11 protein-coding genes and 1 other RNA gene are annotated in these 14881 nt (G+C 65.7%); 8 read left to right on the forward strand and 4 right to left on the reverse strand.

Annotated features, from left to right (window positions below; translation table 11 throughout):
• The first annotated feature begins 18 nt into the window (after nt 1–18).
• The 3 genes from AC1PLS_RS17575 to gloA all read left to right on the forward strand — a co-directional run bounded on the left by AC1PLS_RS17575 (nt 19) and on the right by gloA (nt 3901).
• Nucleotides 19–1854, forward strand: a complete 1836-nt coding sequence (locus AC1PLS_RS17575) for a copper resistance system multicopper oxidase (RefSeq protein ID WP_481104516.1) — start codon at nt 19–21, stop codon at nt 1852–1854.
• Between the two features lie 233 nt (nt 1855–2087).
• Nucleotides 2088–3158, forward strand: a complete 1071-nt coding sequence (locus AC1PLS_RS17580) for a copper resistance protein B (protein WP_481103898.1) — start codon at nt 2088–2090, stop codon at nt 3156–3158.
• Nucleotides 3159–3376: 218 nt separating this feature from the next.
• The gene (gene gloA / locus AC1PLS_RS17585; protein ID WP_047124892.1) at nt 3377–3901 is read left to right on the forward strand and encodes a lactoylglutathione lyase; all 525 of its coding nucleotides are present in this window, start codon (nt 3377–3379) and stop codon (nt 3899–3901) included.
• 131 nt (nt 3902–4032) lie between these two features.
• Here gloA and AC1PLS_RS17590 read toward each other — a convergent pair.
• The 4 genes from AC1PLS_RS17590 to glmS all read right to left on the reverse strand — a co-directional run bounded on the left by AC1PLS_RS17590 (nt 4033) and on the right by glmS (nt 8225).
• Nucleotides 4033–4109, reverse strand: a non-coding RNA gene (locus tag AC1PLS_RS17590) — sX9 sRNA.
• 99 nt (nt 4110–4208) lie between these two features.
• Nucleotides 4209–5357, reverse strand: coding sequence for a hypothetical protein (locus AC1PLS_RS17595; RefSeq protein WP_184551734.1), 1149 nt, complete (start codon nt 5355–5357; stop codon nt 4209–4211).
• 228 nt (nt 5358–5585) lie between these two features.
• Nucleotides 5586–6059, reverse strand: a complete 474-nt coding sequence (locus tag AC1PLS_RS17600; protein ID WP_024938393.1) for a hypothetical protein — start codon at nt 6057–6059, stop codon at nt 5586–5588.
• 336 nt (nt 6060–6395) lie between these two features.
• Complete coding sequence (gene glmS, locus AC1PLS_RS17605) at nt 6396–8225, reverse strand: glutamine--fructose-6-phosphate transaminase (isomerizing) (protein ID WP_478204447.1); 1830 nt, start codon at nt 8223–8225, stop codon at nt 6396–6398.
• Nucleotides 8226–8429: 204 nt separating this feature from the next.
• Between glmS and AC1PLS_RS17610 the strand changes: the two genes are divergently transcribed.
• The 5 genes from AC1PLS_RS17610 to AC1PLS_RS17630 all read left to right on the forward strand — a co-directional run bounded on the left by AC1PLS_RS17610 (nt 8430) and on the right by AC1PLS_RS17630 (nt 14878).
• Entirely contained in the window at nt 8430–9701 is a 1272-nt protein-coding gene (locus AC1PLS_RS17610; RefSeq protein WP_026064021.1) for an efflux RND transporter periplasmic adaptor subunit, read from the forward strand.
• Nucleotides 9702–9802: 101 nt separating this feature from the next.
• Entirely contained in the window at nt 9803–10522 is a 720-nt protein-coding gene (locus AC1PLS_RS17615; protein ID WP_481103899.1) for an ABC transporter ATP-binding protein, read from the forward strand.
• Nucleotides 10523–10533: 11 nt separating this feature from the next.
• Nucleotides 10534–11826, forward strand: coding sequence for an ABC transporter permease (locus tag AC1PLS_RS17620; protein WP_184379344.1), 1293 nt, complete (start codon nt 10534–10536; stop codon nt 11824–11826).
• Nucleotides 11827–11888: 62 nt separating this feature from the next.
• Nucleotides 11889–13097 (forward strand): ABC transporter permease, encoded by a 1209-nt coding sequence (locus AC1PLS_RS17625; protein ID WP_047129375.1) that lies wholly within the window; start codon nt 11889–11891, stop codon nt 13095–13097.
• A 437-nt stretch (nt 13098–13534) separates the two neighbouring features.
• On the forward strand, nt 13535–14878 hold the full coding sequence (locus AC1PLS_RS17630) for a sigma-54-dependent transcriptional regulator (RefSeq protein WP_481103900.1): 1344 nt from the start codon (nt 13535–13537) through the stop codon (nt 14876–14878).
• Nucleotides 14879–14881: the final 3 nt, after the last annotated feature.

Raw genomic sequence — 14881 nt, forward strand, 5'->3', positions numbered from 1 at the left:
ATGCGTCCGCCTTCATCGGTGGGCCGCAGCGGAGATGTCATGTCTTTCGATCCCAATTGTTTCGATCCACCCTCCAACGGCGGCCTGAGCCGACGCCGCTTCGTTCAGGGCATGGCCCTGGGCGGTGTTGCCGCCACTACCGGCCTGTGGCGCAGCGATGCGCGTGCGTCCAACCCGGTGAGCACGCCGGTCCTGCGCGGGAGCAGCCAGACGCTGCAGATCGGCCGCATGCCGGTCAACCTCACCGGGCGCCCCCGCCCCGCCATCACCGTCAACCAGAGCCTGCCGGCCCCCACGCTGCGCTGGCGCGAAGGCGACACGGTCAGCGTGCGCGTGCGCAACGCGCTGGCCGACCAACCCACCTCGGTGCACTGGCACGGCCTGTTGCTGCCGGCCAACATGGACGGCGTGCCGGGGATGAGTTTCGACGGCATCGCGCCGGGCCAGGAGTACCACTACCGCTTCGCGCTGCGCCAGTCCGGCACCTACTGGTATCACAGCCATTCGATGTTTCAGGAACAGGCCGGCCTATACGGCGCGATCGTCATCGATCCGCTGACACCGCCGCCGTATCGGCACGATCGCGAGCATGTGGTGCTGCTCTCGGACTGGACCGACCTGGACCCGGCCGCGCTGTTCCGGCGGCTCAAGCAGATGCCCAGCCACGACAATTACGCGCAGCGCACGGTGGGCGATTTCCTGCGCGATGCGCGCGACGACGGCCTGCGCGCAACGCTGGCCGACCGCGGCATGTGGGGGCGCATGCGCATGACCCCGACCGACCTGTCCGACGTCAACGCCAACACCTACACCTACCTGCTCAACGGCGTCGCCCCGGCCGGCAACTGGACCGGCCTGTTCAGGCCAGGGGAGAAGGTACTGCTGCGTTTCATCAACGGCTCGTCGATGACCTACTTCGACATCCGCATCCCCGGCCTGCGCATGACCGTGGTGGCCGCCGACGGCCAGTACGTGCATCCGGTCAGCGTGGACGAGCTGCGCATTGCGGCGGCCGAGACCTTCGACGTGCTTGTCGAGCCCATCGGCCAGGACGCGTTTACCTTGTTCGCGCAGGACATGGGCCGCACCGGATTCGCCTGCGGCACGCTGGCGGTGCGGCATGGGCTGCAGGCACCGATTCCCGCGCTGGATCCACGCGCGATCCTCACCATGCAGGACATGGGGCACGGCGATGGCATGGCGCATGCAGGTCACGCCATGCAGGGCGCCGACACGCCGCACAGTGACCCGCATGCGGCACACGCGATGGCAATGCCGATGCCAGCCGCACAGATGCACGGGCATGCAAGCGGCGATGCGCAGCGCAAGACACCGCACCACCCTGCCAGCGAAGACGGCAACCCGCTGATCGACATGCGCAGCAATGCCACTTCACCGCGCCTGGACGATCCCGGGGTTGGCCTGCGCGACAACGGCCGCCGGGTGCTGCGCTACGCCGACCTGCACAGCCTGTTCGAGGATCCGGATGGGCGCGAACCCGGGCGCGAGATCGAACTGCATCTGACCGGGCATATGGAAAAATTCGCCTGGTCGTTCGACGGCATCGCCTTCGCCTCGGCAGAGCCCTTGCGGCTGCAGCACGGCGAGCGGCTGCGCATCGTGCTGGTCAACGACACCATGATGCAGCACCCCATCCATCTGCACGGCATGTGGAGCGATCTGGAAGACGCCGATGGCAATTTCCAGGTGCGCAAGCACACCATCGACATGCCGCCCGGCACACGCCGCAGCTATCGCGTCCGCGCCGATGCGCTGGGCCGCTGGGCCTACCACTGCCATCTGCTGTACCACATGGAAGCGGGCATGATGCGCGAAGTGCGGGTGGAGGCATGAGTACGCCACGGACGCAATACAGGACGCTGCTCGCACTGCTACTGAGCGCATCGGCCACTGCACAGGAGCATCAGCATGCAGCGATGGAGTCATCCGCGCATGCCGACGGCGCACATGCAATGCAGATAGCCGACCAGGCAACGGCTGCCCAGCCGCAGACATCCATCGCAACGGAGGCCTCGCCGCCATCCGCGCAGCAGAGCGCAGAGGCGATGCAAATGGAGCATGCGCAGATGCAGCACGCGCAGCACTCCAGCACTGCATCGGAATCGGCAAACGCTGCTGACAGCACACCCGCGCAAAGCCCGGTACAGGCCGACGCTTCGGCAGCGCCGGCATCGATGCACCACGCAGGCATGCAGCACGCCGATGTCCAGCACGCCGCACACCAGACCTCTGCAAATCCACAACTGGACCACGCCCGGCAATCACAGGCAGACAGCGACCACGATGCAATGGAGCACGCATCGATGGATCATGCGTCGATGCAGCACGGGCAACAGCATGGGGCGATGGATCACTCCGACATGGAGCACGCGCCGCATGCCGAAGCGGTGACGCAAACACCGGCATCGCCCGGCACCGGCGCACTGCCACGTACGCCGATCCCCGAGCCCACTGCCGAGGAGATCGCGGCGGCATTCGCCCCCTTGCAGCACCATGCGATGCACGCGCCAGGCATCAATCACTACGTGTTGCTGGATCGACTGGAAGCCTTCGACACCACGCGCGGCAGTGGCCAGGACTGGGAAGCGCGCGCCTGGATCGGCGGCGATATCGACCGGCTCTGGTTGCGCAGCGAAGGCGAGCGGCAGGACGGGCGCACGCAGGCCGCATCGGTGGAGGCATTCTATGGCCACGCCATCTCGCCGTGGTGGGACCTGCTGGTCGGCGCACGTCAGGACATCGGAGCGGGTGAGCAGCGCAGTTGGGCCGCCTTCGGCGTGCAGGGCCTGGCGCCCTACAAGTTCGAGACCGAAGCCACGCTCTATGTCGGCAGCGGCAGCCGTGCCGCGCTGCGACTGGAGGGCGAATACGAGGTGCTGCTCACCAATCGGCTGATCCTGCAGCCGCGCGTGGAAGCTGATATCGCCCTCACCGACGATGACCGGCGCGGCGTCGGCAGCGGGCTGGAGCAGGTCGAGGTGGGCCTGCGGCTGCGCTACGAAATCACCCGCCGCTTCGCGCCCTACATCGGCTGGGTGCACAGCCGCAGTTTCGGCGACACCGCCCGCCGCGCCGCGATCGACGATGAGCCTGCACGGGACAGCCGGTTTGTTGCCGGCCTGCGCATCTGGTTCTGAGACAACCGCTGTGCGCATGGGCCTGACCGTTCGTATTCGGATGCAGGCCCATGCCACGGCCTTGAACAAGGCAGGTCGCGCTGTCGCGCACGATCGACCACAGAGCGACGCCAGACCGCCGACGCGCACGGTGCAGACATGCCGACAACCATTGCCCCGCTAACATCCACCTCCAATGCAGCCTGACCTGCCCCCCGCATTCCATCGAGGAGACCGCAATGCCTTTGACCGACCTGCAACACGTCCCCGGCGCCAGCGCCGCACCTGCCGACACTGCCGGTTTCGTGTTCAACCACACCATGCTGCGCGTCAAGGATGCGCAGCGTTCGCTGGATTTCTACACGCGCGTGCTGGGCTTCCGCTTGCTGGACGCACGTGATTTTCCGGATGCGCAGTTCAGCCTGTACTTCCTGGCCCTGCTGCCCGACGACACCGCCATCCCCGACGACGATGCAGCGCGTCGGCTGTGGATGGCCGGCATCCCCGGCGTGCTCGAACTCACCCACAACCACGGCACCGAAACCCAGGACGGCCCGGTCTACCACGACGGCAACAGCGAACCGCGCGGCTTCGGCCACATCTGCATCTCGGTGCCCGACATCCACGCCGCTTGCGCACGTTTCGACAGCCTCAACGTGCCGTACCAGAAACGCCTGGAAGACGGCCGCATGAAGCACCTGGCCTTCATCAAGGACCCGGACGGCTACTGGGTGGAGATCATTTCCAATACGCCGCTGGCGTAACCCATAACAAAATGCCCGGGGTTCCCGGGCATTGTTGTTTCAGGCACATGCACTGTCGGTATTTCGCTTTCGAGCAGGGTATGTCGGCAGAGAGCGCCCACCCGGTTGGATGCGCGCAGCGCACTTCCAGCGGCTAACGCAACGTAGCGCGCGGTCATCAGGTGGGCGCGGACGGCGCGCTCAGAACCGGAACGTACGAGTGGCACATACCGATTCCGAGCACCGGCCGCGCCCGCCTGACCGCGGCGCAGTAGTTTTGGTAGCCACTCCTAGATGCAGGCGCCATCCTGCAGCATCACGCATTGCCTCAATTGGAGGTGGCAACTGCCTCTCTATCCGGGAACCACTGCGGTAACTGCTCGGCAAATTTTGCGGCGCATTCCTCGCTGTAGGCCTGTGCGGCCTGCTTGACCAGCGCGTAGTCGTTTGCCTCCCACTCCTCGAGCGATGCGGTGCGCGGTGTGGGCGCGCAGTCCAGATTGACCGGACTCGCCTTGCGCTTCAACAGTCCGGAGCGTTCACCGCCGATCGTCACCGCGTAGCGCAGCTCGTAGGGCGACTTGGTATCGGCCAGGCTCTGGTAGACGAGCAGCCAGTCGGACATCAGGACCTGCAGCGGGAACGGTTCTGCCGGCAGTGCTGCCGGATGCCCGGTGAAGTAGCTCTTCAGGCGCGCATTGACCGCATCGCGCTGCAGTTGATAGCCGGGATTGCCCACGCCCTCCATCTTCTCGCCTTTCAGCTGCCCCTTGCCGAAGGCCGACACTGCGACGCCGCGTGTGAACAGGCTGGTGGCGATCTGCAGGCCCACCACTGACCCGGTGTGCCCGCGCCGCACCACGCGCAACATTTCGTCGCCGTTGGGCTGGCCGTTGGACCCAACGCGCATGCTGGCATGCAACGGCAGCTGCAACGCCCAATCCGCCGACGGCGCAATGACCGTGCCGGCATCGCCCTGCGTCTGTGCGGAGGGCTGTTGCTGTGTCTCGGCGACCGACAGCGTGCCGGCAACTGCAGCCGCGGCGTAAGTCATTGCCGTCGAAAAATCGCCGTTGGCAAATGCGGGCACCACTGCCACCGCCTCGGCACCACGGGTGGCGGTACAGAACGCGCTGGAGGCACGCATCTGCACTTCATGAAATGCGATGCCGTTGACTTGATGCACGGCCGCATCCTGGCCGTACTGCGCGACCAGCCTGGCAACGATGCCGTCCTGCTCGACAGGCTGCTGGCCGCAGACCTTGGCCGCAGCGATGCGCGACCAGGCGAACTGCAGCGCCGGATCCCACCCCATCGCGTCTTCGCCAACGAAGCCATGGTCGTAGTGATAGGCATAGATGGCCGGGTCGATGTCCTGCAAGGTCATGCCGCCCACACCCGCATAACCGGGCGGCACATCGCTGGCCATTGTGGCGCCGCTCAGCGCCGAGATCGCCACTGCAATTAATGCTTTCATGGATTCCTTCCCCTGGAGAGCGTCGCATTGCGTGTCCCCCACGCAATGCGACATGGCACTGTCAGATCGCGCGGACAGCGATCAACGGCACAGTGCTTTGGTCCATCAGACAACGGTCCGCAGTCGGCTAGAACGCTCAGTTGCGAACTTAGTGTGAGCGCATCATGCGCAATTGGCAGTCGGGGCGGTCCCCACAGCTGTAGGGACGGCCCCGGAAGTGACGCTTATCTACGCATGCAGCAGCCCGCCGTGACTGCGCTGCCACTCGCGCGGCGGGCGCAGCGCCGCAAGCGTGCGGACCAACTCGCGATAGGTGGCGGCCAACTGCGCGAACAGACCCGCATCGCTGTAACGCGTGTCGGCTACTTCGAAATACGCGCCGCGGCCCAACGCGATGAAGTAGTCGACGCTGAGCCGCCGGCGCTGCGCAATCCCGGGAAACAGGCCTGCAATCAGCAGGCATTGATCTCCGATGTCGCGCAATGCATCGGCCCGCAGACTGCCGATCTGGTCGTGCGCGTGCAACCAGGCCAGGGCCTGCGTGCGCGAAAACAGCTGCGCATCGCGCTGCAGGCGCAGCAACACGAAAACCAGATAATGCTCGCGCGATTCGTCCAGCGGCTGTGCAATCCGCTGCCCCGCCTCACGTACCAACGCCTGCCACAATTCCGCCGGCGCGCCCTGTTTGAAAGACTCGTGCATACGTCCTCCTGCGTGATGGGACCCTCGCAGGAAGCGTATGCATAACCTGGGCCATCGCGTTGGCAGCCGGAGCGGCAGTCTGCCAAGCTTGGGTTGCTGCGGCACCGGCAGCGACCCGGGCACGTTGCGAAACACGCCTCTGCGCGGCCACCGTGCGATACCGACGCGGGGCCCCAGTAACGCCACCGATGTCCGCAGGCTGCAGGCAATCGCGACAAAGAAACAGGGCGGGCAGTCGTTGGGCATGCGCACCGAGCCACAGCGCATGCAGGGAGATGCCGCACCCGGCGGCCGCGACGCTGATCGCGGCGAGCGCAGCCCCCTCGATCGGCCGCGCTACTCCACCGTCACCGACTTGGCCAGGTTACGCGGCTTGTCCACATCCGTGCCGCGCGCCAGTGCGGTGTGGTAGGCCAGCAACTGCACCGGGATGGTGTGGATCACCGGCGACAGCACGCCGGCGTGGCGCGGGGTGCGGATCACGTGCACGCCTTCGGACTCGCTGAAGTGGCTGTCCTGATCGGCGAACACGAACAGCTCGCCGCCACGGGCGCGCACTTCCTGCATGTTGGATTTGACCTTTTCCAGCAGGCGATCGTTCGGCGCGATCACCACCACCGGCATCGCCGCGTCCACCAGGGCCAGCGGGCCGTGCTTCAACTCGCCGGCCGGATACGCTTCGGCATGGATATAGGAAATTTCCTTGAGCTTGAGCGCGCCTTCCAGCGCGATCGGGTAATGCAGGCCGCGGCCGAGAAACAATGCGTTTTCCTTGGCCGAAAAACGCTCGGCCCAGGCCATGATCTGCGGCTCCAGATTCAGCGCGTGCTGCACGCTGCCCGGCAGGAAGCGCAGCTGCTCCAGATACTCCGCTTCTTCGGCCTCGCTGATGCGCCCCTGCAACTTGCCCAGCACCATGGTGAGCTGGAACAACACCGCCAGCTGGGTGGTGAACGCCTTTGTCGAGGCCACGCCGATCTCGGCGCCGGCACGTGTGTAGCAGACCAGTTCGCTGGCGCGCGGAATCGCGCTTTCGGGCACGTTGCAGATCGACAAGGTGTGCAGGTGCCCCAGCGATTTGGCGTATTTCAACGCCTCCATCGTGTCCAGCGTTTCGCCGGACTGGGAGATGGTGACGATCAGGTGCCTGGGATTGGCGTACGCCGCGCGGTAGCGGTATTCGCTGGCGATCTCCACGCTGCACGGCAGCCCGGCGATGGCTTCGATCCAGTAGCGCGCAGTCATGCCGGCGTAGTAGCTGGTGCCGCAGGCCAGGATCTGCACGCCTTCGATGTCGCGCAACACTGCTTCGGCATTGGCGCCGAACAATGACGCAGGGAAGCCCTTGGCGTCGATCGCCGCCTCGATGGTATCGGCCAGCGCACGCGGCTGCTCGTGGATCTCCTTCTGCATGAAGTGGCGGAACGGGCCCAGTTCCAACGATGCCAGCGACACGTCCGACAGATGCAGCGGGCGTTCGACCGGGGCGTCGTTGCCATCGAAGATGCGCACGCCATCGCGGCGCAGGTCGGCGGTGTCGCCCTCTTCCAGGAAGATCACCTGGCGGGTGGCCTGCACGATGGCCGAGACATCGGAAGCGACGAAGTTCTCGCCCTCGCCCACGCCGATCAGCAGCGGGCAGCCCATGCGCGCGCAGACGAAGCGCTCCGGTTCGGCCTGGCTCATCACCGCCAGCGCGTAGGCACCGGTGAGCTCCTTGACGGTGCGCTGCAGCGCGGTCAACAGGTCGCCTGCGCTGCCCAGATGGTGATGGATCAGGTGCGCGATCACTTCGGTATCGGTCTGCGACTCGAAGGTGTAGCCCAGCGCGCGCAGCTTCTCCCGCTGCTGTTCGTGGTTTTCGATGATGCCGTTGTGCACCAGTGCCACGCCGTCACTGATGTGCGGGTGCGCATTGGCCTCGGTGACGCCGCCATGGGTGGCCCAGCGGGTGTGGCCGATGCCCAGCGTCGCGCCGAACTGCTCGGCCTGCGCGGCCTGCGCCATCTCCGCCACGCGCCCGGTGCGGCGCACGCGGCGTACCTGCGCGCCATCGAGCACGGCGATGCCGGAGGAATCGTAGCCGCGGTACTCAAGGCGCTTGAGTCCTTCGATCAGGACCGGGACCACATCGCGCCCGGCGATCGCTCCGACAATGCCGCACATAGGACAACCCTTGAGGACGAAGCCGGGCATTTTAGCGTGTCCGCTCTTGTCCGCTGCATGACCATGCCCGGACAGCGTGTCCGCACCAGTGTCCGCGGACACTGCGGACACTGGCCGCAAACATCTAAAAGCCAATGCATTCAATGATTTGGAGGTTGGCACACGTCCTGCTTTATCGCAGTGACGCCACCGAGCCAGCCGACCATGATTCGCGATACCTCCGCCCAGGACCAGGTTCTCCGTACACCCGCCCAGAGCGCGCCCTGGCGCCGCTGGCTATGGCCCGGCATCGCGGTGGTCGCGGTATTGGCCGGCATCGGCTGGGCAGTCACCGCGTGGAGCGCCGGCAGCCGCTCGTTCGATGCCAGCCGGGTGCGGATCGCCACGGTCAGCCAGGGCGACCTGGTGCGCGACATCGCCGCCGACGGGCGCGTCATCGCCGCCAACAGCCCCGTGCTGTACGCCATCTCGGCCGGCACGGTGACGCTCAGCGTGGTGGCCGGCGACGTGGTCAAGCAGGGCCAGGAGCTGGCCCGCATCGACAGCCCGGAGCTGCGCAGCAAGCTGGCGCAGGAGCAGGCCACGCTGGCCGGGCTGGAAGCCGAGTCCAGCCGCGCCGCCCTGGACGCCACCCTGGCCCGCGCCACGGCCAGCAAGCTCACCGACCAGGCCAAGATCGACAAGCAGGCCGCCGCGCGCGACCTGGAGCGCTACCAGCGCGGCTACGATGGCGGCGCGGTGCCGCAGGTGGAGCTGGCCAAGGCGCAGGACACCTTGAAGAAGACCGACATCGACCTGCAGCACGCCGAGCGGGATGCGTCGCTGAAGAGCCAGGGTGCAGACCTGGATTCGCGCAACAAGCGCCTGCTCGCCGACCGCCAGCGCGCGGTGGTGGCCGAGGTGCAGCGCCAGGTGGATGCGCTCACGCTGCTGTCGCCGTTCGATGGCCAGGTCGGCCAGGTGCAGGCGGTGCAGCACACCCAGGTCGCGGCGAACGCGCCGATCCTGGGCGTGGTGGACCTGTCCAAGTTCGAAGTGGAGATCAAGGTGCCTGAGAGCTTTGCGCGCGATCTGGCGATCGGCATGCCGGCGCAGCTCACCAGCGGCAGCGGCGAGCCGTTCCCGGGCGCGATCTCGGCGGTGTCGCCGGAAGTGGTCAATGGCGAAGTCACCGCGCGCATCCGCTTTGCCGACAAGCAGCCGCCGGGCCTGCGCCAGAGCCAGCGCATGAGCGCACGCGTGGTGATGGACACGCGCCGCAACGTGCTCAAGGTCGAGCGCGGCCCGTTCGTCGAACAGTCCGGCGGCAGCTACGCCTATGTGATGGATGGCAACACCGCGGTGCGCCGTCCGGTGCGCATGGGTGTCAGCAGCCTGGGCGAGGTGCAGGTGCTGTCCGGGCTGCAGGTCGGCGACCGCGTGGTGGTCTCCGGTGCAGACAACTTCGGGGATGCACCGCGCGTCACCGTTCACTAAAGGCGACCAGCACCTGCTGCGCAGCCGTCAGGCTGCTCGCCACGGTTTGTCAGCCACTCTCACTCTCTTTCGCACACACCTTCTTCGTAAAGGAATCGGCAATGCTCAAGATGCAATCGGTCTCCAAGGTCTTCCGCACCGAACAGGTGGAAACGCACGCGCTGCGCTCGCTGGACCTGCATGTGCGCGAAGGCGAATTCGTTGCGGTCACCGGCCCCTCCGGCTCGGGCAAGACCACCTTCCTCAACCTGGCCGGGCTGCTGGAGACCTTCACCAGCGGGCAGTACCTGCTCGACGGCGAAGACGTCAGCCACCTGTCCGACGACGCGCGTTCGCGCTTGCGCAACCGCAAGATCGGTTTCATCTTCCAGGGCTTCAATCTGATTCCCGATCTCAACCTGTTCGACAACGTCGATGTGCCGCTGCGCTATCGCGGCATGGCCGCGGCCGATCGCAAGCAGCGCATCGAAGAAGCCTTGACCAAGGTCGGCCTGGGCTCGCGCTTGAAGCACTACCCCACCGAGCTGTCCGGTGGTCAGCAGCAGCGTGCCGCCATCGCGCGTGCGCTGGCGGGCAGCCCGCGCCTGTTGCTGGCCGACGAACCCACCGGCAACCTGGACTCGCAGATGGCACGCGGGGTGATGGAACTGCTGGAAGAGATCAACAGCCAGGGCACCACCATCGTCATGGTCACCCACGACCCGGAGCTGGCCGCACGCGCGCAGCGCAACGTGCATATCGTCGACGGCCAGGCCACCGACCTGGAACGCAACCCCACCCTGATGCGCGCGCGCGACAGCGCCGCCACCCTGGCCGAGTGAGAGGCACATCCATGTTCGGCTACTACTTCAATCTTGCCTTACGCAGCTTCCGCCGCAACAAGGTGCTCACCGCGCTGATGGTGCTGGCCATCGCGCTCGGCATCGGCGCCAGCATGACCACCCTGACGGTGTTCTACATCCTGTCTGGCGATCCGTTGCCGGGGAAAAGCGGCACGCTGTTTCATCCGCAGCTTGATGCGCGTTCGTTGGGCTACCAAGAAGACGATGCACTGGATCAGTTGACCCGCTTCGATGCCGAGGCGCTGCTACGGGAAAAGCGTGGAGACCGTCAGGTCATGATGACCGCAGGCACCGTTCCGCTGGAACCGGACAACACGACGTTGCGGCCAATGATGCTGGACGCGCGTTACACGTCCGTTGATTTCTTCCCCATGTTCAATGTGCCCTTCCTTTATGGCGGCCCTTGGACGGTGAATGATGATGGCAGCCGTGCACGGGTGGTGGTGATCTCCGAAGCACTGAACAAGAAGCTCTTCCATGGTGAGGACAGCGTCGGCCGCACGGTGAACGTCAATCGCAACATCATGCGGGTTGTGGGTGTTGTTCGCGAATGGCGGTTGACCCCAGCGTTCTACAACCTGGGTGGCCAGGCCTACGACAAGTCCGAGCAGGTCTTCCTGCCGTTCAGTACCGCAATGGAACTGAAACTCTCAAACAGTGGACAGCGTTCGTGCTGGGGCGAAAGCAGTTCGCCGGAAGATATCAACGCAGCCTGTTCCTGGGTCCAGTACTGGGTGCAACTGGATACGCCACAGAAGGTCACTGCGTACCGTCAGTACCTGGAGAACTATTCGGATCAGCAGCGACGGGCCGGGCGCTTCGAGCAGCCCACGAACGTCCAGCTGCGCAGCGTGATGGAGTGGCTGGACTTCAAGAAGGTCGTTCCCAGCGATGTGCGCCTGCAGACCTGGCTGGCATTCGGGTTCCTGCTGGTGTGTCTGGTCAATACCGTCGGCCTGTTGCTGGCCAAATTCATGCGCCGCAGTGGAGAGATCGGCGTGCGCCGGGCACTGGGGGCAACCAAGCGCAGCATCTTCGCGCAGTCCCTGGTCGAGGCAGGAACCATCGGTCTGGTCGGCGGCATCCTGGGGCTCGGTCTTGCCGCGTTGGGGCTGTGGGGGGTGCGTCAACAACCCGCTCAATATGCCGACCTGGCAAGGCTGGATCCGGCAATGTTGCTGGCCACGTTTGCCCTCGCGCTGGTGGCCAGCATCGTGGCCGGGCTGCTGCCCGCATGGCGCGCATGCACCGTGCCACCGGCCATCCAACTCAAAGCGCAGTGAGCTGACCTCCGAACCGCGCGCCCTCTCGCAGCGTTTCGCCAGCCCCTCTCAAGGAATTGCCCATGGAAATCCGTCCCATTCTGTCCACCCTGCGGCGCCACAAAACGGCGGCTGCCCTGATCGTGCTCGAGGTGGCACTCAGTTGCGCCATCATCTCCAATGCCTTGTTCCTGATCGGCGATCGCCTGGAGCGCACACAACGCCCCAGCGGTCTGGCAGAGAACGAACTGGTGACGCTCAGCATCAGCGGTATCGGGCGCGATGAAGACGCACGCGCACTCACTGAGACAGACCTGGCTGCACTGCGCAGCATTCCCGGCGTCAAATATGCCTCCAGCGTCAGCCAGATTCCTTATGGCGACAATATGTGGGTCAGCGGCCTCAAACTGACGGCTGACCAGAAGAACTCCACGATCAACGTCAACGACTACACCGGGGACAGTCAGACCCTGGATACGATGGGCCTGACGCTGGTACAGGGGCGCCGTTTCACGGAAGGCGAATTCACCTGGTCCGATGACAAGACGGCCAACGTCCCAAGTGCCATCCTGACCAGAAGTGCAGCCGACAAGCTGTTCCCCGGCCAGTCAGCCCTGGGGAAATCGATCTATCGCGGCGACACGCCCATGAAGATCGTCGGCATCGTGGAGCATCTGGCGCGAGTCAACGACTATGGCGGCGCAGCTGTTTACGACGATTCGATGCTGACCCCGATCAAGATGACCTACAAGGACGGCGGCCGCTATCTGCTACGCACCGATCCGGCGCGTCGTGACGAGGTGCTGCGTCAGGCAGTGGCAGCGCTGGAAAAGAACAGCGCAAGCCGCATCATCGAAAAACCGAAGGTGTTCGAGCAGATGCGGCGCAATTTCTATCGACAGGATCGCTCCATGGCCTGGCTGCTGATCACCATGAGCATCGCGCTGCTGATCGTCACCGCGCTGGGCATCGTCGGCCTGGCCAGCTTCTGGGTGCAGCAGCGCACCAAGCAGATCGGCATCCGCCGTGCACTGGGTGCCACACGTGGCCAGATCCTGCGTTACTTCCAGATCGAGAATTTTCTGCTGGCCTCAGTCGGCATCGTGCTCGGCATGTTGCTGGCGTACTCGATCAATGTCTGGCTGATGGCCCGCTACGAATTGCCGCGCCTGCCGGTGCTGTATCTGCCCATCGGCGCACTATTGCTCTGGGCGCTGGGTCAGATCGCCGTGTACTGGCCCGCACGGCGCGCCGCGATGGTGCCGCCGGCGGTGGCCACGCGCAGCGCGTAATGCGCACGCTGCGCGTCAGCGGTCGCTGTCGACCCGCTGACACGCGGTACGCGGTACGCGGCACACGGCACACGGCACACGGCCATGTTGCGCAGATCCTGCGCGATGGCAGCATCGCTACAAGCGACTTTGCCGTCGGCGGCCTGGGCAATGCCGATTCCGTCACCACCGCCTGTCTACCAAGGCGCCTGTGTCGCAGGCGCCTGCCCCGTGCTGATATCCAGCGTTACGCCGGGACCTTCGCTTGAGCTCGGCATCGACGCACGCCCGCTGCCAACCTCGTCGCACCGATCAGACCATCACGGCATTGCCGGAATCAGCTCCGTCTGGCAAAGGCCTATCAGCCGCACGCTCTCCCTATTGCCCGCACAGTTCCGCCACGCGCCGAATCCTGTTCTGATAGCCCTTCCCTCCCGCGCCTTTCACCGAGCACCGCGATGCCGCAGATCCTGATCGTCGACGACAACACCGCTGTGGCCACTGCGCTGGAGGTGCTGTTCTCGCTGCACGATATCGAGGCGCGGCATGCGCACTCGCCGCAGGCCGGCTTGGCGCTGCTGGACGAGCAGGGATTCGATCTGGTGATCCAGGACATGAACTTCACCGCCGACACCACCTCCGGCGAGGAAGGCGAAGCCTTGTTCACCCAGATCCGTCAGCGCCACCCGGACTTGCCGGTGATCCTGCTCACCGCCTGGACCCACCTGGGCAGCGCGGTGGGCCTGGTCAAGGCCGGTGCGGCCGACTACATCGCCAAGCCCTGGGACGACACCAAGCTGCTGACCACGGTCAACAACCTGCTGGAGCTGTCCGAAGCGCGCCGTGAGCTGGAACGTCGGCGCGAGCGCGAGCGGCGCGGTCGCGAGCAGCTGACCCAACATTACGACCTGCGTGGCGCGGTGTTCGCCGACCCCGCCAGCGAACGCGCGATCGCGCTCGCCTGCCAGGTCGCACGCTCGGATCTGCCGGTGCTGATCACCGGCCCCAACGGCAGCGGCAAGGAGAAGATCGCCGAGATCATCCAGGCCAACTCGCCGGCCAAACACGGCCCCTTCATTGCGCTCAATTGCGGCGCATTGCCGGGCGAATTGATCGAAGCCGAGCTGTTCGGCGCCGAAGCCGGCGCGTATACCGGCGCCAACAAGGCGCGCGAAGGCAAGTTCGAAGCCGCCGATGGCGGCACGCTGTTTCTGGACGAAATCGGCAACCTGCCGCTGGCCGGGCAGATGAAGCTGCTGCGCGTGCTGGAAACCGGCCGCTACGAGCGCCTGGGCTCCAACCGCGAACGCCACGCCAAGGTGCGGGTGATCAGCGCCACCAATGCCGACCTGCAGGCCATGATCCGCGATGGCAGCTTCCGCGAAGACCTGTATTACCGCCTCAACACGGTGGAAATCGCGCTGCCCGCCCTGGCCGAACGCCCCGGCGATATCGGGCCGTTGGCCGAGCACTTCCTGGCCGGCGAAAAACCCTTGTCCACGCAGGCCCGGGATGCCCTGCAGCGGCACGCCTGGCCCGGCAACGTGCGCGAGCTGCGCAATGTGCTGCAACGCGCGTCGCTGCTTGCGCAAGGCGTGCGCATCGAAGCCGGCGATCTGAACCTGCCGCGCGCAGCCGTGTCGCGCCCGGCCGCGCCGGCAACCGGCGAGCCGGATCGCGCCCGTATCGAGCAGGCACTGGCGCGCGCGCAGGGCGTCATCGCCCAGGCCGCTGCCGAGCTGGGGCTGAGCCGGCAGGCGCTGTACCGGCGCATGGACCGCTACGGCATCACTTCGGAGTGATTC

The sequence above is a fragment of the Xanthomonas sp. NCPPB 3218 genome, assembly GCF_056725185.1.

Bases quoted from the DNA above. Each gene is read 5' to 3' on its own strand.
- AC1PLS_RS17580 (WP_481103898.1), top strand. From the start codon at position 2,088: ATGCAGCACGCGCAGCACTCCAGCACTGCATCGGAATCGGCAAACGCT.
- gloA (WP_047124892.1), top strand. From the start codon at position 3,377: ATGCCTTTGACCGACCTGCAACACGTCCCCGGCGCCAGCGCCGCACCT.
- AC1PLS_RS17595 (WP_184551734.1), bottom strand. From the start codon at position 5,357: ATGAAAGCATTAATTGCAGTGGCGATCTCGGCGCTGAGCGGCGCCACA.
- AC1PLS_RS17600 (WP_024938393.1), bottom strand. From the start codon at position 6,059: ATGCACGAGTCTTTCAAACAGGGCGCGCCGGCGGAATTGTGGCAGGCG.
- glmS (WP_478204447.1), bottom strand. From the start codon at position 8,225: ATGTGCGGCATTGTCGGAGCGATCGCCGGGCGCGATGTGGTCCCGGTC.
- AC1PLS_RS17610 (WP_026064021.1), top strand. From the start codon at position 8,430: ATGATTCGCGATACCTCCGCCCAGGACCAGGTTCTCCGTACACCCGCC.
- AC1PLS_RS17615 (WP_481103899.1), top strand. From the start codon at position 9,803: ATGCTCAAGATGCAATCGGTCTCCAAGGTCTTCCGCACCGAACAGGTG.
- AC1PLS_RS17620 (WP_184379344.1), top strand. From the start codon at position 10,534: ATGTTCGGCTACTACTTCAATCTTGCCTTACGCAGCTTCCGCCGCAAC.
- AC1PLS_RS17625 (WP_047129375.1), top strand. From the start codon at position 11,889: ATGGAAATCCGTCCCATTCTGTCCACCCTGCGGCGCCACAAAACGGCG.
- AC1PLS_RS17630 (WP_481103900.1), top strand. From the start codon at position 13,535: ATGCCGCAGATCCTGATCGTCGACGACAACACCGCTGTGGCCACTGCG.